Source organism: Streptomyces sp. NPDC001222 (assembly GCF_042896945.1).
Lineage (GTDB): Bacteria > Actinomycetota > Actinomycetes > Streptomycetales > Streptomycetaceae > Streptomyces > Streptomyces gibsoniae.
This window is the reverse complement of the sequence record NZ_JBIAXT010000019.1, coordinates 137,138-154,296: the sequence shown is the minus strand read 5'-3', so window position 1 is coordinate 154,296 and position 17,159 is coordinate 137,138. Positions and strand designations below refer to the sequence as shown.

Here is a 17,159-nt window from a genome sequence, read left to right as displayed (position 1 = left end):
ATCCGGTTGTCAGGGGGTGGGACGTTCGGCGTGTGCGGTGCCGGTGGCGTGCACGGTGAGGGTGCGCAGGCCGATCAGCTGCAGGATCTGGGTGCGCTGGTGATGGGTGACGTGCACGGTGACGGCATCACCCTTGACCGACGCGGTTCCGGTATCGCCGGTGGAGGTGATGTAAGCGCGGGCGGCAGCTGCGGCTTTCTCGCGCAGCAGTCGGATCTGGTTGGCGCGGCGCAGCTGGCCGACGTCCAGTTGCTGTGAGCCGATGCGGGCAGCTTCCCCCGCCGCGTCCAGGGCCTGGGCTTTGGCGGCCAGGGCGAGCCCGCCGTCGACGACGATTCCCGCGAAGAGCCACAGTGCCGCGAAGACGCAGACCACGAACGCCGTGACCTGGCCGCGGTCATCCCGGGCCGCCAGCTCGGCAAGGCCGGAGGTGAGATGTGCTCGCACGCGTTTGTTCACGGCGTGCTCCTGAAGGTGTCAACAACGGAGAAGGCGGTGTCGGCCAGGCGCACATGGCCGGGTAGCCCGGTGCGGGTCAGATCGCCCAGTTCCGTGGTGCAGGAGACCTGGGCTGTCACGGTGGCGCCTGGTGTGAGGCCGCCGGTGGACAGATGGACGCTCGGGCGGGTGCAGGAGGCTCCCGCCTGACGCAGGGCCGCACTCGCCGCGCCCTCGGCCTGGGCGCGGGCGTCCTTGTCTGTGCGGGCCAGGGAGGCGGCGCGGGCGGCCTGGTGGGCGGCGTCCGCCACGATCAGGCGGGCATCGGCGAGCCTCCCGAATGCGACCACGACCAGCAGCACGAGCAGGAGCAGGGGCGTGACCAACACAAGCTCCACCGCCGCCGAACCCCGTTGCCCATCATCACACCCGACGCCTGTCTTTCGGATCATGGCTGGCCTCCGGTCGGTGTCGTGGTCCTCTCGGTGGGGCCGGAGGCCGTGCCGGAGGCGTGCAGCGTCAGCCCGGGGACCACGCGGATGACCGCTCCCCGCACCCGCACCGTGGTGAGGGTGGTGGTGCGTTCGACGGCCACGGACGGGCTGGCCAGGACTCGGTTGCCGAGCGCGGCGAGGCTGCGTCGTGCCTGGGCCTGGCCGTCTTCGGCGGTGCCGTGTTCGACGCGGGCGGCGGCCAGGGCCCGCTCTGCGGCGTACTGGGCGATGTGCCGTGCGTGCCAGACCAGGGCGAACTGCACCACCAGCAGCGCGATCAGCAGCAGCGCCGGGACGACCAGCACCAGTTGTGTGCTTACCGCCCCGCGATCCCGGCACCGTCCCCGAAGGAGGGCGGCCATTTAGCCGCCCAGGTCGATGCCGTTGGCCTTGCCGAGCACCTTGGCCGCGATGATGCCCACCACGGTCAGGGCCAAGATGGCCAGCAGCGCGGTGACCACGATGGTCTCGGTGGTGTAGCCGGCATCCGAGCGGGCCTGCCGGCGGGCTTCGGCGACGTGGTTGCGCGCCAGGCGGGCCAGGGTGTCGAGGTGGAACATGAAAGGGGGCTCTTTCTCTGATCTCGTGCGATGGGTGGAGCGTTCAGTTCATGGACAGGACGTGGGCGAGGGCGGGATAGCCGATCAGCAGCAGGAATGCGGCGAACAGGCCGACCACGGGCAGCGACATCCGTTCGGTGGCTGCCTGCGCGGCTCCGTCGGCTTCCGAGATGCGGCGGCGTCGTATCGCCCGCGCCTTCGCCGCGAGCGAGCTGCGGATCTTGGCGCCTTCGCTGCCCGCGAGGTTCAGCGTCGACGCGAGTTCCGTCAGGTCGCTCACGTTCAGTTGCCGTCCCAGCTCCCCCAGGTGGATCCAGGGGCTGGTCCGGGTGAGGTGCGCGATGTGAAGGGCGTGGCGCAGCTTGCCCGCGGCCCATCCGCCGGGTGCGGCGACGGCCTGGGTGAGGGCCTGCTGGATGCCAGCACCGCCGGCGAGAGCGATCACGGTCAGGTCCAGCACCAGACTGAGGGTATGGCGCATCTCGCGGCGCCTCCGCGCGGCCTGCTGGTGCACGCTGAGGTCCGGCGCGAAGAACAACACCACGGCCAGCGCCAGCGAGCCGGCCAACGGCACCCACCAGCCCGGCGCGACACCGGCCCCCAGACGCAGCAGCAATCCGGCAGCCCAGGGCGCGATGAGTCCGGCTGCCGCGCAGACCGCCTTGCCGGCCAGGTGCTGATCCTCAGCCGTACCGCACACAGCCAAGTCGGTACGCAGAGATGCGGTGGGGAAGCCGAGCGCCCGCACCAGCGGCACAGCCCGCCGGCCCAGCCGCGTGGCCCACTCCCCCTCATCCGCCTGCCGCAGGCTCGAACCCGTTGTTGGTGCGGGGGCGTTGAGGGCGGTGAGGACATCTGCGAGAGCAGGACGGGGCGGACGCAGCCCGTAGACGAGAGCGGTCGCTCCCGCGCCGAACAGCGCGCCGAGCAACATGACAATCACCGCGCGCCTCCCGGTTCGATACCCGACTCAACACGGCCAGGCGACGCAGTGACGAGGCGAACCGGCTCCTCAATGCGGCCGACCATGGTCAGATAGGTGAAACTCACGGCGAACAGCACACCGACCACCGCCAGCACCACCTGCCCGGTCAGCGTGTTGAACGGGTCCAGATAAGGCCGGTTGAAGACCACGAGCCCGACCGCCATGCCCAAAGTGGTGATCACCGTGACCCGCACCCCGGTGCGCACGCTGGCCCGTCCGGCGTCGATGCGCTGCCGCATCGCCACCTGCTCGCGCACCGATTCGGCCAGCTCGCCGAGCAGCGGCGCGAGCTGGCTCGCCTGTTGCTCGGCCGCCATGACCAGCGCGGCCACCACCACGTCGGCCAGCCGGTCCCCCACGTCGTCGGCGAACGCCCGCAGCGCCACGGGCAGAGGGCATCCTGCGCGCACGGTGGCTGTCAATGCGTGCAGCTCCGTCTCGAGGGCGGCCGGGGCGATATCCGCCGTGGCCAGGACCGCCTGCTCCAGGCCGGCCGCCGCGGACAGGGTGTCACGCAGCATCTCTGTCCACAACGCCAGCGCCTCCATCCGCTCCGTCCGCCGCGCCACCTGCCGGTCGGGACCCAGGAGGCCAGGCAAGGTGAGCACCCCGACCGTGGTCAGCACCGCGGCCACCGGCCACGTCGTCAGCGCCCCCGCCACCACACCGGTCAACACCGCGATCACAACCCGCCGCGCGGTCCACTCCACAGGCAGCCGTGCTGCCAGCGCACGCCGCAGCCCGGGCCGCTCCTCGCGAGCCGCGCGCCGCACCGCGCCGTAGCAGATGGCCACCATGCCGCCCCCGAATACGGCGCCGCATGCCACTGCCAATCCGGGCAGGACACCGGGCGCAAGCGTCGTGCTCATCGCGCCGCACCCCACCACTGAAACGCGGCGCCCCGAGGATCCAAGCCAGCGGCGATCAGGTCGTCGAGGGTCTCGCTACGCAGCGGGGTGGCAGGGACGGCTCGTCCGTCGGGGCCGGGCCGGTAGACCTCGTTGGAGACGACCTGGGCTCCGTCGGCGTCGATGACCTCGCGCACCGAATCGATCACGCGACGTCCGTCGCTCGCCCAGCCAAGGTGGACGACGAAGTGCACGGCGGAGGCCACCATCAGGTTCGTCGCTTCCAGCGACAAGCGCTCCGGTGCCTGGGCGGCGTAGGAGGCGAGTTTGGTGAACACCCCGCGCGAGGTGGAGGCGTGGATGGTGGACAGCGAGCCGTCGTTGCCCTGCGACATGGCGTTGCACATGGGGATGACCTCGGCCCCGCGGATCTCGCCGACGATGACCCGGTCCGGGGACATACGCAGTCCCCAGCGCACCAGTTCCGCCTGGTCGATGCCGCCCTGGCCCTCGATGTTCGCCTCCCGGGCCTGCATCGCCACCACGTTCGGGTGCGCCACCGGGTCGGCGTCCAAGCCGAGCTCGAAGGTGTCCTCGATCGTCACCAGCCGCTCATGCGGTGGGATCTCGTGAGCGAAGGCCCGCAGCACCGTGGTCTTGCCGACATTGGTCCCGCCACCGATCACAATGTTCTTCCGCGCCCGCACCAGCGCCCGAAGAAAGGCGGCGAGCTGCTCGTCGCACACCCCCAGCCGCACCAGCTCCGCCATCGATGCGGCCGGGAAGCGGTGGCGGCGGATCGTCAACGACACCCGCCCCGTCACCGCCATCACCGCAAACAACCGGGAGCCGTCGGGCAGCTGCAGGTTCAGGCGCGGTACGCCCCGGTCGAAGCGCCGCTCCTCCCCACCCGTGCGGGCCGCGAGCGTGCGGACCAACTCCACCAGTTCCTCATCCGAAGCGGCCACCGGACTCTCCCGGCGCCACGCACCGGTCGCGTCCTTGACCCACACGTTGTCGCAGCCGTTGATACAGACGTTCTCCAGACCCGTGTCAGCCAGCAGCCGCTCCAGGCTCCCCGTGCCGAACAATGCGTCTGTCACCGCCCGGGCGATCCGCTCCTCGGCCGTGGCGTCAATCACCCCCTTGCCCGCGGCCAAGGCCTGACGCCGTTGCGCGCCCAGCTCCTCCGCGAGCAAGCGGCCCACCGTGGTGCGCCGCGCCGCCTCATCCTCTGCCGGTAGCCCAGCCTGCTCGCGCTCACCGGCGTACGCCGCCAGCCGGGAGGCCACCCGCTGCCGCACCACTTGCGCCAGGTCCCGCTCACCACCGTCAGACACCGCCATCGGCGCCATCAGCTGCTCGGTCACGATCCGCTCTCCTCAACTCCCAGCACCGGCGCACGGCCTGTCCCGCTCTGGCCCACCAACGGCGACCCGTTGCTCTCATCCGGGCGATCACCGGCCACATCCCCGACCGTGGTCCCGTCCTGCTGCAGCCCTGCCAACTGACGGGCCAGCCTCCGCGCGGCGGCCATCAGAGGAGGGAGCCGAAGCGTACGCAGCGCACCGGGCCGGGAATTGTTCATCGCGGTCACGCTCTTGGCGTCCCACGGCACCATCAGCACCCGCTGGATCCCGAGCGTGTCCGCGATCTCCACTGCCGGGTACGGGCACGGCCCGACCACAGCGAGTGTCAGCCGACCGGCACACGCCTCAGCGTCCAAACCACAGGCCGAGACATGAGTAAGGGACTCCGCTCCGCCCCGCGTCACCAGCACCATCTGATCGGCCGCCGCCAGCAGCGCCGCGACGTCCCCGGACAGGCGCCCCACATCCAGCAGCACCGTGCCCCGATCGTGGTCGTCACCCAGCAGCACCCGCTGGCCGCCCTCACCAGCCAGCAGCCGGACGGCCTCCCGACACGGACCACGACCGGGCACCGCAATCACCGCCCGTACCCCGAAGGGCAGTTCACTCATCGCCCCCAGCAACGAACCCGGGTGGGACTGCCCTGCCGCCGCCGCGACATCCAGCAGCGAGGGCACCGCCGGCAGCCCAAAACGGATCATGAGATCACCGCCGGAGACATCCGCCTCCACCACCACCGGCCGCACCCCACCATCCGCCTCCGACGGCCAGGCCGCAGCAACAGCCAGCGCCGTCGTCGTCACCCCCGGCGCGCCGGTCACCGACCCGACAACCACCAGCCGCCTCACGGAGCCTCACGTCCCTCTGCGGACAGCACCACCACGCGCGGATGCTCCAGCTGCGCCGCACGTCGCGCGGCTGCCGTCTCGACGAGCACCGTCACCACCCGCGGCCCGCCCGCCGACTCCGGCGCCCGCACCCCCGCGACCGTCCCCACCACCGCCGAGACAGGCTTCTCCTCCGCCTCATTGCTCACCGCTGCGCTGCCGGCCGGGCCGGTAAGGAGCGCGACACGTTCCCCACGCGCGAGATCTGGCGGCGCACCACCCGGCTCCACGGCCAGCGCCACCTGGGACAACCCTTCCGGAGGGAACGCGGCACTCGTGCCCACCTGCCCCGACGCAAGCAGCGACCCAGCCACTAGCGGAACCCTCGCCCGCCGCCCCAGCACCCTGCCTCGATCCTTAACCGGGACCACGCCGGTGTCCGCCGCGACCTCCACCGCGCGCAGATCGCCCGGCTTCAGCACCTGGCCGGCTGGCACATCGCGGGCCAGCACGAGAACCTGTTCCCGCTCCCCCACCACCTGCGCGACCAGCGTGAAGCCGACCGCCGAGACCACCACCGCCCCCGCCCCGGCCCACACCCAGCCCAGCCTGCGTCGGCGACCACCGGTCACCACAGGCGGCTGTTCCGGACCCGGACGACGCGCACCCGGAACCCTGAAACCGCCGCCCTTCAGGGCCGAAGAAGACATGGGGGTACCCACCATTCACCTCGCGATCAAGAAAAGCTCCGACAACCAGCGGCCCAGCCGCCCATGCGGACCGGCCCGTATCCCACCCGTCAGCGCGTGACCACGGCCTGGACCTCATCCACCACGAGCTGCCGCTGCGCGGTCATCACCAGCCCCGGCACCACCCCGGCCTGCCCACCCCCATGCCACTCGACATCCCAGGTCACCTGCACCGACACCGTGAACGCCCCACCTGGCGACGACACCGACGCCCGCCGATAGGTGTAACCGCAATCCGGAGACGACGCCTTCGGGTCATACGCATCCGAGTACGGCGTCCCAGGCCCCACGCACACCACCTGGCCGCCCTCACCCATCGACCACACCGCCTTCCGCGGCCGGGCTGTTGCCGTCACCGTCACGCCCTCCACCGAAACCGACGCCGTGACCGGCCCCCACGTGGAGTGCTCCACCCACAGCCAGGTGGGCACATGGACCACCTGTACGAAATCCTCACGCGGACTTGTCCGGATCACCGGATTAGGCAATTCCAATCGCTGGACGGCCTGTTGGGCTACCGTCGCCACGGAGATCTGCGGCTGGTCCGCGTCCTTTCGTACTTTGCCCCCTTCGAACCGCGGCAGGATGCCCATGCCGTTGCCCAAGTCGTACTCCCACCCGTCCGAGACAACTGTCGGCGGTGTGACGGGCCCTCCCACCTCCCTCTCACCCACGCGGGCGCCGCCACCGCTACTCCGGCGTACGGGAGCTGCCCCGTCGGAGCGTGCTGACGGCCTCACACGGGAAGCTTTGAGGTCGCATCCTCTGCCCGCGCACCTCACCTCAGTGCCGTTGCCGAACCCATCTCCTGCTAACGCCTTCGGCGCGCTCAACAGGCAGGTCCCCACCACAGCCATGAGGAGAGCCATCGGCGTAATTACGCCGCCACGACTTACTCCGCGCACGTACCGACCTCACCGATGTACAGCGACTCGACCAGCCACTTGTCACCGTGCTTACTGACCGTCGCGTCGACGCGGTGGTGCCCACCGGGCACGTCATCCTTGAGCGAACCGTCCTTGCCGTACTGGAGCCAGTGGGAGCCGTCGGCGCAGTCCTGGATAACTACCGAGGAGGCCCCGGCCCTCGTAGCCACGGGCGTGAACTTCGGCCGCCCCTTCGTCACAACTCCTTGGTTCTTGTTTTCCTGCATCATGTGGCGCAGGAGCTGCAGTGCTCCGCCCTCCGCATGGTCATCCAGTCGCGGGTGCTGAGCATCAGAAGTCTGAGCCGCGACCACCAGGTCGTCCCACATCGCCCGGTAGGCCGCGAGCGCGACCGCCTCTGTTCCGGATGACACAGCGGCCCCGGTCTCGGGGGGACTCGAAGCCGTCGTCGCAGGCGGCGATGACGCACCATCGGCCGACCTACAGGCAGTAGCTGTCAGTAAGAACGCCAGCACAGTCAGCGGCGCCAGACCGCCGTACCTGATCTTCACCACAGACCCCCCATCACTCATTGCTCATCATCGGCAACTCACAGTAGCCGAATGAAACTATAGTTACCCCGCAGCACGGAGGTCATCAAAGTCGGAGCGATCAATTCCAGCCTGTTTTAGAGGTCGTCTCATTTGGCGTCATCGGTAGTCTGGGTGTGTGCTGATCGTGGAACGCTTGGTGCCGGACGAGTTGTGGGAACTGTTCCAGCGGGCGGTCCCGCCTGCTCCAACTCGGCCCCAGGGCGGAGGTCGGCGCCGGTACGGGGATCGCGAGGTCCTCGCGGCGATCATCTTCGTGGCCACGACGGGCTGCACCTGGCGGCAGTTGCCGCCGGTCTTCGGCCCGTCGGGGCCGACTGCGCACCGGCGCTTCACCGAGTGGACGGCCGCGCGGGTCTGGGCGAAGCTGCACCGCCTCATCCTCGACCAGCTGGGTTCGCGCGGAGACCTGGACTGGTCGCGCTGCGCGATCGACTCGGTGAACATGCGGGCCCTGAAAGGGGGGACCTGACGGGTCCGAATCCTGTGGACCGGGGAAAGAAGGGCTCGAAGATCCACTTGATCACTGAGCGGACAGGTTTACCCCTCTCCGTCGGGATATCCGGCGCGAACCTGCACGACAGCCAGGCACTCGAACCCCTCGTGCGCGGCATCCCGCCGATCCGCTCCCGCCGCGGCCCGCGCCGACGACGGCCCGCCAAGCTGCATGCGGACAAGGGCTACGACTACGACCACCTGCGCCGATGGCTACGCAAGCGAGGCATCCGGCACCGCATCGCCCGCAAGGGCATCGAGTCCTCCACCCGGCTGGGCCGGCACCGCTGGACGATCGAGCGCACGATGTCCTGGCTGTCCGGCTGCCGCCGTCTGCACCGCCGCTACGAGCGCAAGGCCGAGCACTTCCTGGCCTTCGCCGCCATCGCCTGCAGCCTCATCTGCTACCGCAGACTCACCAAATGAGACGACTTCTTAGTCCGGTTACAGACCCTGGGCCGGAGACAGACAGCAGCGTTGGTCGCTCGGCTGAGCGACAAACGCTGCGCGGTAGAGAACAGATGGGACACGAGCTGCGGGGTCGCCTGAAGGCGCAGCACCCGGTCCCCTGCAGGCTCCCCACCAGTCAGTCCCGCACGACAACGCCCGGGATTGCGAACCAAGCTGTCTTCCTCGCTCCCTGGCTGCAAAACCCCCATGCTCCGTTGGTCAGTTCATGGACGATGCGGAGGCCGCGACCACGCTCCGCCAGCAGCGCGCACAGCGCCTCAAGGCCGCCACCGCGGTCCGTCTCGGCCGGGGCGAAGGGTGCCGAGTCAGGGAAGTCGAGAATGGGCGGGATCCGCGGATCATGGTCCTCGACTTCGCAGATGAGCTCTGCGGCGGTATGACGCAGCCGCATCTCGTACGGGCCCACAGCGTGTTCGATGGCGTTGGCGACGAACTCGGAGACGGCCATGACAGCGTCATTGATGACCTCGCTGTCGTAGCCGAGCTGATCCAGAGCGCAGCGCAAGGCCACGCGGGCCTGCGCGGAGGCGTTAGGGGTGCGGTCTGTCCAGCGCCAGACCACGTTGGTCGTACCGAGGGCGTGGTGCGCGGTCATCGCCGTCCTCCCCTAGCCGCATGGCGGCCCTTGACGACGTGGCGATGGCGACCGTGACCGGGACGCACGCAATCGCGGGCTTCGAAAAGCACGAAAGGGCCAGCTGTCGTCAGAAACGGCAGCAGCAGCACGGCGGTGAACAGGATTGGCGCCATGACAGACACCTCCGGTGATCGCGATTGGGGCGCGACCACGACACCGTCGATCCGCGAAGAGCGGAACCCCTCTCTGACCAGCGCTTTCAAGGGCTTTCGGCGTAGATCATTGGCATCGAACTGCTGGTCCCGCGCAAGCCCACGTCGACAGAATCGCCCGCCGAGCCGGAGTTCCGAGTGGCCCCAAGACATGGCTCGTGCCGTGTCGGTACGCCCAACTCGGGAGCCCCGCCGGGATGGCGCCCGGTGCAGTCGATCCGATGCCGACCCGGCGGCCGTGTCTGCGTCCCTCGCTGATCGGCTCAGGATGAGCGGAGGAGGGCGACGAGCTGGGTTGCAGTCGGCCGTCCGTTGGGGCGATGGCCGAGGGCTGAAGCCAAGACGTTCTGCACCGTCGGCCAGGAGGACGGAGCGCGCAGCGGGATACGTCCCGAGCCGATCGCCTGCCGAAGTGCTGGGGCGTTCAGCTTCGCGGGGTCAATGCCACAGGCTGCGTAGTCGAGCGGCCAGTCCCCCGTGATCGCCCACCACAGGGACGCTGCGAGGGTGTAGACCTCGGCCGACTGGCTCACCTGCACAGGGCGCCCGCCCCGCTCGACGGCCGCGGCCAGCTCCGGGGCCAAGAGGTGCGGCATGCCGCCCCGGAACATCATCGATGGGCCGAACCGGACGGGATGCCAAGCCCATGAGCAGTCGATGAGCACGGCACCCCGCGTAGTGTGGATGGCGTGCGCGGGCTGGATGTCGGAGTGCACCCACCCGGCGGCGTGCAACCGACCGACCGCCTCGCACACCTCAACGACCCGACGACACGCTTCAGCGAGGTGGGCGCCCCCATCCCGAACTGCTCGCAGCGCCTCCCACGTCGACAGGCCGTCGTGCCAAGGAGTAAGCAGCCATGCCACTCCCTCACGGCGCCCGCGGGCCAGCACGGCACCGTCTGGGCCCATCGCGGCGAGGGCAGCGGTCTCGCGTGCAGCGATGGCCGCGCCTTCCAGGCCAGCGCCCACCTTCACTGCCGCCGAACGTACTGGGCCAGTGGCCTTCCATACCGCGCACCCGCGCCGTTCGGTCACCAGCTCCAGCTCGGCGCCGTCGCCACAGGTCGCTTCAACGGCCGCGCGCGCCTCGGTCGGCAGCGTTTCTGTCCACATGTCTCAGTGGTCCTCTCGTGTGCCCTATGGTGTGTGGCGTCCCGGTGGCCCCAGTGCCGGGACTTCGCGCTTTCCACGGCGGGAGTGATCTTGGGATACGTCCGACTTCTGCGCCGCCGCCGGGTGCTGGCTCTGTGGAGCTCGCAGGCTCTGTCGGTGTTCGGGGACCGCCTATATGCAATGGCGATCATGTGGATTGCCTGGAAGCAGTCCGGCGCCGGCGCCATGGGCCTGGTCGCGATCGCGGAGTCCGTGCCGTACATCGTGATGGGCACGCTCGGCCGAAAAATCATGGACCGCTTCGCGTCGCTGCGCGCCCTCGGCGCGGTCGATGCCGTCCGTGTGTTCCTGGTGGCGGCGCTCCCGGTGGTCTGGGACACCGTCGGCACGCTCGGCATGCTGGCGCTGGCCACCGCACTTGGCCTGGCCAGCGCGATCTTCGACCCGAACCTGGGCGCGTTGGTGCCGGACCTCGTCCGCCCTCATGAGGTGCAGGCCGTCAACGGGCTGATGGACCTCACGGGGCGGATCGCCCGGGTAGCCGGGCCCGGAGCCGCGGGGGCGCTGCTCGTGTTCGTTCCCCAGGCCGCCCTTTTCCTCCTGGACGCCGCCACGTTCGCCGTATCCGCTGTAGCCCTCGCCGCCTTGGGCCAGGACGCCCAGGGCGGGACCGGCCCCGTGCCGCCAGCGGACGCCGTGGCGTTGCGCGCTCGCTCCCTGCTGCGCGCCCACCCCGCGACGGCTGCGGCCATCACCGTGCACGGCGCTGGAATTTTCGCCCAAGCCGTGTCCATGGCCATGCCCGCGCTGCTGGCCAGCCAACTCCACGCCGATGCCGGGGCATACGGGTTGGTACTCGCGGCGACCGGCGCTGGCGCCCTGGCCGGGAACCTCGTCGTGGGCAACACCCGGCTCCCGCGGCAGCTGCCCGTCGCGTACTGCGCCCTGTGGGCGGTGTCCGGCCTGTTCCTCGCCGTCACCGGCGCGGCCGGGAACTTGCCGGTCCTGTTGGCCGTCTCTGCCGCCTCGGGCGCCGTGTCTCCGTTCCTCGGCGTCACTCTGCAGACCCATCTCGCGTCGTTCCCGCCCGCAGCCCGCCGACGGCTGATGTCGCTCGACCTCACCGTGATCCGTGCAGCCGGGACGACATCCATGCTGGTAATCCCGGTCGTGGCAGCGGCCCAACCGGTCGCCGGGTTCTGGGTGGGCGGCCTGGCCACGGTGACCCTGTCGTTCACGGGTGCGGCAATGGCGTGGTGGTGGCCGCGGGACACCGCGGCCCTACCCGTCACCGAGACCGCCCCCCAGCTCTCGCGCGACTGAGTACACATCGATGTGCCGTGGCTGATGCGCCGCATACGGGGCGAGGGTTCACCCGCTGGGGCGGCCCTCAAGGCGCAGCTCGGCCACGCTCGCCATGAGATCCAGGTCGGGCAGATGCGTGTAGCGGCGGGTCACGTGCCGCAGGCGCATCCCTTCCGCGTCCAGTTGCACCTCTTGGGAGCGCAGGGCCTGCGTAACCGGGTCGTGGGCGACGAAGAAAACCTTGGCGTAGTCCTGGCCGACGGCCCGGACGAAGATCCCGGACTCCAGCGGCAGCGCGCTGCTGCCCGGTACGACTGCCTCGATCACCAGCCGTCCACCATCACTCAACGCCCGCGCGCAGCAGTGCAGGCGGGACATCTGCCGATCCCGAGTGGTGAGCAGGTAGCAAGTGCTGGAGACGACGTAGATCAGCGGATACAGGTTCGGCACGTCGAAAGCCGCCATGTAGGTGATCCGGACCTCGACAGGAAGGTCTCCGCGGCGCTCGATCAGGCGGCGGATCATATCGGTAGAAGCGTCCAGGCCTGTGACGGTGACGCCCCGCCGAGCGAGCGGCAGGGCAACGCGTCCAGCACCGATGCCGAGTTCCAGCACGTGCCCGCCGTCGGCAAGCTTGACCAAGACCTCGGCCACGGGCCAGGCAAGCCCCAGGCTGGCTTCGTTGTAGGACGGCGCCCGCTCGTTCCACACGGCGGCCTGATCCTCGAACTCGCCCATGGGCGTCCTCTCTGTGCAGTGGAAGGGGTGCGGCCGGACCCCGTCGCGGGTCCGGCCGCTGCCAGAGGGTTGGAGTCAGGTCAGGCCGCCAGGCGCATCCAGTGTTCGACGGTAATGTTCTCCAGCGGGACGCCGAGTTGCTGGTAGATCCGCTGGTGCATCGTGCCGAACCACGCGTCGCGGCGCTCGTCGAAGAACGCCTGGTCGTACCAGGCCACGCCGAGGATCACCGTCCCGCCGCCGTTCGGGTTGTCCCTCTCGGCCTCGAAGTACGTGGCCTGCCAGTCCCAGAGCATCAGCTCCTCGGGGCGCTCGCGCAGCCGCTTGTCCGATTCCTCTAGGGCCGCGATGCAGCGGCGGGCGGTGTCCTCGTCCGGGCAGTAGTAGGTGCACTCGCTGCGTGCGAGAGGTGTCTTGATGCCGCGCCGTGTGGCGTCGGTGTCCTCGCCGTTGAGTACACGGACGCGGGTCGGCGCGCCCTGCTCCAGGAACTCCTCCACGATCGTCATCACTCGGTTGCTCCTTCTGTCGGATCGGTTGGACTACCAGCCCGTCCCCGAGAGGGGGGAAAGGCTGGGGCTCGAGCCGTCGCGCATGGAGACCGCTCCGGGCGCGACATAGCGGATGTTGAGGCCGACGCGGGCACCGGCTCCGGTATTCGAGTGCGAGCAGTGCAGGAGGCGTGTGTCCATCAGCAGGCCACTCCCGGCACGGACCGGGACAGCCACGCCCTGGATGCTGTCCCCGACCCGGATCCCGAGGGCGCGACCTCGGGCTGCCCCTGTGTCGGGCTCAGCCTCGTAGGGGAGATAGCCGACGCGCTGCGAGCCGGGCACGACGTGGAGGCAGCCAGATTCGGTGTCGGTGTCGGTCAGCGCGACCCAGGCGGCGACGGACCGCTCAGGGTCCAACTCCAAGCGGTCATTGATGCCGTCCTGGTGCCAAGGGACCTCGAAGTCGCGACCCGGCCACTTGACGACGAGGAACATGTTCTCCACCGCCACGTTTGGGCCGATCACGTCCCGTACGGCATTCAGCAGCCTGTCGGTCCGTACGATGGCCTGTGCCCATTCCTGGTCGACGTGGGGGTTGTGCAGGACCTCGGGGGCCGTACCCCGGTGAGCTGCGATGACCTCGGCGGCCCGGGCCCGAGCCCGGGCTGGCGCCGTCCACCCGGCGACGACCCGATACCCAGGCGGCCCCAGCAGTCCGTCTGCTTGCTCTGACGAGGCAGGTTGGGAACGTCCGATCATCAAGTCCTCCGCAGATCCATGGATGTGGCCCGTTCCGGCCGTGCGGTGGGGCATTGACACGGTCAGGAGCGGTGTTCGATGAGTCGGCCCGGGTCGAACTCAGGAGGTGGCGATGCCGTAGACGAGGACCGCGAGCAGAAACGCGACAGCGAGCACGTAGAGCACCTGAGCGGCCGGGGTGTCGAACGACGGGATGCGCGCTTCCTTCTGCTGGCCGAGGCCACGGTGCACTGAGCGCCACCAGATCAGCCCAGACGCGTTTGCCCCACGGCAACCGGTCGACGCCCCAGGAATGCGCAAGGGCATCGACGATGCCGAGACCTCGCCCGCCGACCTCCTCAGGGGCAGGGGACTTCAGGAAGGGGAGAACACGGCTCCTGTCGAATACAGCGATCTGCACCGCTCGCTCGCCGGTACGTCTTACCGTCACCCGCATCGCAGCCGCCCGAGCGTGCTGGACTGCGTTGGCAACCAACTCCGCCGTGATGACCTCCGCGTCAGGCGCAAGCTCCTGCAGTTCCCACGCCTCGACGGCGCCCCTCACGAGGCGGCGGGCCGGCGGTGCAGACTCCATGGCACGCGGCAACACTTCCGTCCGTACCTTGGCGCCGTTCGAGACGTTGAGAGTCCGGGCCATCACGACGCCCCGTCCAATGCCCATCGCTCCTGGCCGGAGCGCGCAAGTTGATCGACGAGATCCGGTGTACACAAGGCGGCCGGGGAATCCATCGGAACTGCCCAGTAGGACCGCCCGTCCTCATACGTCGTGCGCCTGACGGACGGCACCCCCAACAGCGTGCGCGGCGCCAGGCACTCGGTGCTCTGGTCCCTCCACTGGCGTGCCGTGCTCGGCGGCACAAGGGCGTAGTAGCGGCTCAGTCCGCTCGACGCGATAACCGGACCGCCTTCGAGCGCCTTCGTCAGGAATGCGTCGACGTCAACAGGGTCCTCGCCGCCAGCCGCTGCGTAGACGAAGAAACCTGGGATGCGGATGGCGGTGAACAGGACACCGCAGCGCAGCAGGGCCTCCATGCCTTCCTGCCACTCCTTGCGCGCAACCGCGACATCCGGCGCAGCACACAGGAGCCAGTGCTCCGCCAGGAGCGCACGTTCAGCGCCCGTCGTGACGTGAGGCTGTATCCCGCCTGCACAGGACCGCAGAGCCGACTGTCCTAACACCGTCGGGTCAACAGCATGCGGAACGGGGCCCATGAGTGACCGCCTCCCTCTAGGCTCATTCAGGAACGGTCTCAACGGTAGAAATCCGCGCTCGGAACCTGAACTGACCGCGAGTACAGGTGGTTTACTGCGAGCCTCCAAGAATGGACTTCCCATGCGGCCAAGCCCACGACAAACCCTGACCGGCAGTACGGGAACGGCCCCACGCCCCCGAGCGGGCATCATCTCGGGCTACGTCTTCCGGGTGATAAGGGAGCAGCAGGGCTACACGCAGGACGAAGCCGCCGAGCACTTGAAGGTGTCCCAGGACACCATCGCCGGGTGGGAAACCGGCCGGCGCCCGCTCACCGCCGTGCCCGTGGGACAGATGCTCGTGTACCGCCACCGGCTGATGCAGATGGGCACCCCGCCCGCCCTTTTACAGGCACTGGAACGCGCGCTGGAGGCCGACGTTCTGCTTGCGAGCGTGCTCGACGAGGACACCCCTGCCGAGGAGAGCCCACTCGGTGCGATGGTCATGCAGCGGGAACTTGCCGAGGTACTGGTGTGGCCCCTCAACGGCGTCCCGCCGCAACCCCTCCGGGACCTTCCCGCACCGCCTCGCCCGCGCCGCGGCCCGTCAGCGTCCGGGCCAGAGCTCAGCCACACTGAACGACAGAGGTTCTTCACGCAGATGCGCCGTACAGCAGAGCAGGCGCGCGGTAGCGAACAGTTTCTGCTGCGCCGCCAGGCCCTATACCTATCGGGGTACGACCACGAGGCGGACACGGCGGACTGGCTCGCGCACCAGCAGCGCACGGAGCGGCCGAACGACTGGCTCACCGGCTGGCTCAACTCCCGCTCCGTCGCGGCAGTCGCCGCACGGCATGGCGACCGAGACCGCATGGCCTACTTCATCGACACCGCGCTCATGGACGACGACGCCGGCGAGGCAGCGAATCTGAACTACTGGGCATACTGGATCGGAGAGACCAGGCAGCTCGAACTCTCCGACGACTTCATCGCCAACCGGGCCCCCTGGCCCTGGCCGGGAAACAAGCTCCTCACCCACCTCGTCCAGGGCATCGCGCCCGAACACGGCTACGTGGATCTCAACATCCACAGCGTGTGGTCACTGCTTCAGGTGCGCCCCAACCTGCTGCGATCAGGTGCGGCGGCCCAGGCCCTACGCGACCGACTCCCGATCATGTTGGATAGCGGTGAACTCTCGTCGCGAGCGCGACGGGAACTGCAGAGCATCCGGTACGCGATCCGCCTCGCCGAGGCGTGAGAGGAGCCCGACGGTGTCCGAGGACCTGAGCGCGGTTGCGCGTTTCCTGTACGAGGCAGGGACGCTGAAGAACACCGCACGCACCGGGTGGTGGATGGCCGGCGTACAGCACCCCGAATCGGTCGCCGAGCACTCATGGCGCACCGCCCTCATCGCAACGATCATCGCAAAACTGGAGGGCGCCGACCCGGCCCGGGCCACGTTCCTCGCGGTGTGGCACGACTCGCAGGAGACACGCACCGGGGACGTGAACCACCTCGGCAAGAAGTACGCCGGCGAGGCCGACCCCCGCGACGTCACCGCCGACCAGGTCGCCGGCATGCCCAACGTCTTGGCCGAGGCCGTCACGGACCTCATCGCCGAGTACGAGGCGAAAGAGAGCCCGGAGGCCATCTGCGCCCGCGACGCCGACAAGCTCGAATGCATGATCCAAGGAATCGAGTACAAGGCCCAAGGCTACGAGAACGCCCAGCGATGGATCGACAACAGCCGCGGCCGGATCACCACCAAGAGCGGCCAGGCACTCGCTGACGCCGTCCTGGCGACCGGCTCGCTGGACTGGCTGCGCGCGGCGCTCGGCGAGAAGCAAGGATGAGGTCAGCTGTAGCCTCGCCGCTTTACGGGTCCCTCGGCAGGCCACAGTCAGAATGGCCTTCACTGGCGTACGGCTTTCAATGGCGGTCAGACACGGCAGAGTTTGTCGATGCTGTCCCGGAAACGGGCCTCTCCAGCGGAGTGGGGATCCCGTTGGGGGACATCTGGGGCCGTTGAGCCGGGGGGCGTCGCAGCCCTGGCG

22 protein-coding genes and 1 pseudogene are annotated in these 17,159 nt (G+C 69.3%); 4 read left to right on the top strand and 19 right to left on the bottom strand.

Annotated features, from left to right (window positions below):
• Nucleotides 1-9: 9 nt before the first annotated feature.
• The 11 genes from ACFY2Z_RS24770 to ACFY2Z_RS24720 form a co-directional block, all read right to left on the bottom strand.
• Complete coding sequence (locus ACFY2Z_RS24770; RefSeq protein ID WP_390746286.1) at nucleotides 10-459, bottom strand: pilus assembly protein TadG-related protein; 450 nt, start codon at nucleotides 457-459, stop codon at nucleotides 10-12.
• On the bottom strand, nucleotides 456-836 hold the full coding sequence (locus ACFY2Z_RS24765; RefSeq protein WP_390746285.1) for a TadE/TadG family type IV pilus assembly protein: 381 nt from the start codon (nucleotides 834-836) through the stop codon (nucleotides 456-458). The genes ACFY2Z_RS24770 and ACFY2Z_RS24765 overlap by 4 nt, the downstream gene beginning before the upstream one ends.
• Nucleotides 837-886: 50 nt before the next feature.
• A complete protein-coding gene (locus ACFY2Z_RS24760; protein ID WP_390746284.1) occupies nucleotides 887-1,294 on the bottom strand; it encodes a TadE/TadG family type IV pilus assembly protein in 408 nt (135 codons plus the stop codon).
• The gene (locus tag ACFY2Z_RS24755; protein WP_390746283.1) at nucleotides 1,295-1,492 is read right to left on the bottom strand and encodes a hypothetical protein; all 198 of its coding nucleotides are present in this window, start codon (nucleotides 1,490-1,492) and stop codon (nucleotides 1,295-1,297) included.
• 43 nt (nucleotides 1,493-1,535) lie between these two features.
• Nucleotides 1,536-2,435 carry a type II secretion system F family protein gene (locus tag ACFY2Z_RS24750; RefSeq protein WP_390746282.1) on the bottom strand — a complete coding sequence of 300 codons (900 nt, stop codon included), beginning with the start codon at nucleotides 2,433-2,435 and terminating at the stop codon, nucleotides 1,536-1,538.
• A complete protein-coding gene (locus ACFY2Z_RS24745; protein WP_390746281.1) occupies nucleotides 2,432-3,346 on the bottom strand; it encodes a type II secretion system F family protein in 915 nt (304 codons plus the stop codon). The genes ACFY2Z_RS24750 and ACFY2Z_RS24745 overlap by 4 nt, the downstream gene beginning before the upstream one ends.
• Nucleotides 3,343-4,695 carry a CpaF family protein gene (locus ACFY2Z_RS24740; RefSeq protein WP_390746280.1) on the bottom strand — a complete coding sequence of 451 codons (1,353 nt, stop codon included), beginning with the start codon at nucleotides 4,693-4,695 and terminating at the stop codon, nucleotides 3,343-3,345. The genes ACFY2Z_RS24745 and ACFY2Z_RS24740 overlap by 4 nt, the downstream gene beginning before the upstream one ends.
• A complete protein-coding gene (locus tag ACFY2Z_RS24735) occupies nucleotides 4,692-5,543 on the bottom strand; it encodes a MinD/ParA family protein (protein ID WP_390746279.1) in 852 nt (283 codons plus the stop codon). Before ACFY2Z_RS24735 ends, ACFY2Z_RS24740 begins: the two co-directional genes overlap by 4 nt.
• On the bottom strand, nucleotides 5,540-6,232 hold the full coding sequence (locus ACFY2Z_RS24730) for an SAF domain-containing protein (RefSeq protein WP_390746278.1): 693 nt from the start codon (nucleotides 6,230-6,232) through the stop codon (nucleotides 5,540-5,542). Before ACFY2Z_RS24730 ends, ACFY2Z_RS24735 begins: the two co-directional genes overlap by 4 nt.
• A gap of 89 nt (nucleotides 6,233-6,321) precedes the next feature.
• Nucleotides 6,322-6,864 carry a hypothetical protein gene (locus ACFY2Z_RS24725; protein ID WP_390746301.1) on the bottom strand — a complete coding sequence of 181 codons (543 nt, stop codon included), beginning with the start codon at nucleotides 6,862-6,864 and terminating at the stop codon, nucleotides 6,322-6,324.
• A gap of 299 nt (nucleotides 6,865-7,163) precedes the next feature.
• Nucleotides 7,164-7,571 (bottom strand): hypothetical protein, encoded by a 408-nt coding sequence (locus ACFY2Z_RS24720; RefSeq protein ID WP_390746277.1) that lies wholly within the window; start codon nucleotides 7,569-7,571, stop codon nucleotides 7,164-7,166.
• Nucleotides 7,572-7,875: 304 nt separating this feature from the next.
• Between ACFY2Z_RS24720 and ACFY2Z_RS24715 the strand changes: the two genes are divergently transcribed.
• Nucleotides 7,876-8,669 (top strand): IS5 family transposase gene (locus tag ACFY2Z_RS24715; RefSeq protein WP_390746300.1). Its coding sequence is split into 2 segments (ribosomal slippage): nucleotides 7,876-8,208 and nucleotides 8,211-8,669, totalling 792 coding nucleotides; the frame shifts between segments, so codons are not numbered across the junction.
• Between the two features lie 160 nt (nucleotides 8,670-8,829).
• Here the strand turns inward: ACFY2Z_RS24715 and ACFY2Z_RS24710 are convergent.
• Nucleotides 8,830-9,309, bottom strand: coding sequence for an ATP-binding protein (locus tag ACFY2Z_RS24710; RefSeq protein WP_390746276.1), 480 nt, complete (start codon nucleotides 9,307-9,309; stop codon nucleotides 8,830-8,832).
• Nucleotides 9,310-9,766: 457 nt separating this feature from the next.
• Complete coding sequence (locus tag ACFY2Z_RS24705; RefSeq protein WP_390746275.1) at nucleotides 9,767-10,618, bottom strand: hypothetical protein; 852 nt, start codon at nucleotides 10,616-10,618, stop codon at nucleotides 9,767-9,769.
• Nucleotides 10,619-10,624: 6 nt separating this feature from the next.
• On the opposite strand from ACFY2Z_RS24705, the gene ACFY2Z_RS24700 reads away from it, so the two are divergent.
• Nucleotides 10,625-11,941 (top strand): MFS transporter, encoded by a 1,317-nt coding sequence (locus ACFY2Z_RS24700; protein WP_390746274.1) that lies wholly within the window; start codon nucleotides 10,625-10,627, stop codon nucleotides 11,939-11,941.
• Nucleotides 11,942-11,989: 48 nt separating this feature from the next.
• Here ACFY2Z_RS24700 and ACFY2Z_RS24695 read toward each other — a convergent pair whose 3' ends face one another.
• The 6 genes and pseudogenes from ACFY2Z_RS24695 to ACFY2Z_RS24670 all read right to left on the bottom strand — a co-directional run bounded on the left by ACFY2Z_RS24695 (nucleotide 11,990) and on the right by ACFY2Z_RS24670 (nucleotide 14,946).
• The gene (locus ACFY2Z_RS24695; RefSeq protein ID WP_390746273.1) at nucleotides 11,990-12,661 is read right to left on the bottom strand and encodes a class I SAM-dependent methyltransferase; all 672 of its coding nucleotides are present in this window, start codon (nucleotides 12,659-12,661) and stop codon (nucleotides 11,990-11,992) included.
• Nucleotides 12,662-12,741: 80 nt separating this feature from the next.
• Nucleotides 12,742-13,170 (bottom strand): hypothetical protein, encoded by a 429-nt coding sequence (locus tag ACFY2Z_RS24690; protein ID WP_390746272.1) that lies wholly within the window; start codon nucleotides 13,168-13,170, stop codon nucleotides 12,742-12,744.
• A gap of 33 nt (nucleotides 13,171-13,203) precedes the next feature.
• Entirely contained in the window at nucleotides 13,204-13,914 is a 711-nt protein-coding gene (locus tag ACFY2Z_RS24685; RefSeq protein ID WP_390746271.1) for a phytanoyl-CoA dioxygenase family protein, read from the bottom strand.
• A gap of 99 nt (nucleotides 13,915-14,013) precedes the next feature.
• On the bottom strand, nucleotides 14,014-14,145 hold the full coding sequence (locus ACFY2Z_RS24680; protein WP_390746270.1) for a hypothetical protein: 132 nt from the start codon (nucleotides 14,143-14,145) through the stop codon (nucleotides 14,014-14,016).
• A 31-nt stretch (nucleotides 14,146-14,176) separates the two neighbouring features.
• Nucleotides 14,177-14,488 (bottom strand): annotated as a pseudogene (locus tag ACFY2Z_RS24675) (ATP-binding protein); the annotation flags it as partial.
• 62 nt (nucleotides 14,489-14,550) lie between these two features.
• Complete coding sequence (locus tag ACFY2Z_RS24670; RefSeq protein ID WP_390746269.1) at nucleotides 14,551-14,946, bottom strand: hypothetical protein; 396 nt, start codon at nucleotides 14,944-14,946, stop codon at nucleotides 14,551-14,553.
• Between the two features lie 301 nt (nucleotides 14,947-15,247).
• Between ACFY2Z_RS24670 and ACFY2Z_RS24665 the strand changes: the two genes are divergently transcribed.
• Together ACFY2Z_RS24665 and ACFY2Z_RS24660 are read left to right on the top strand one after the other, a co-directional pair.
• Nucleotides 15,248-16,363, top strand: coding sequence for a helix-turn-helix domain-containing protein (locus tag ACFY2Z_RS24665; protein WP_390746268.1), 1,116 nt, complete (start codon nucleotides 15,248-15,250; stop codon nucleotides 16,361-16,363).
• Between the two features lie 13 nt (nucleotides 16,364-16,376).
• A complete protein-coding gene (locus ACFY2Z_RS24660; RefSeq protein ID WP_388572540.1) occupies nucleotides 16,377-16,958 on the top strand; it encodes an HD family hydrolase in 582 nt (193 codons plus the stop codon).
• Nucleotides 16,959-17,159 lie beyond the last annotated feature (201 nt).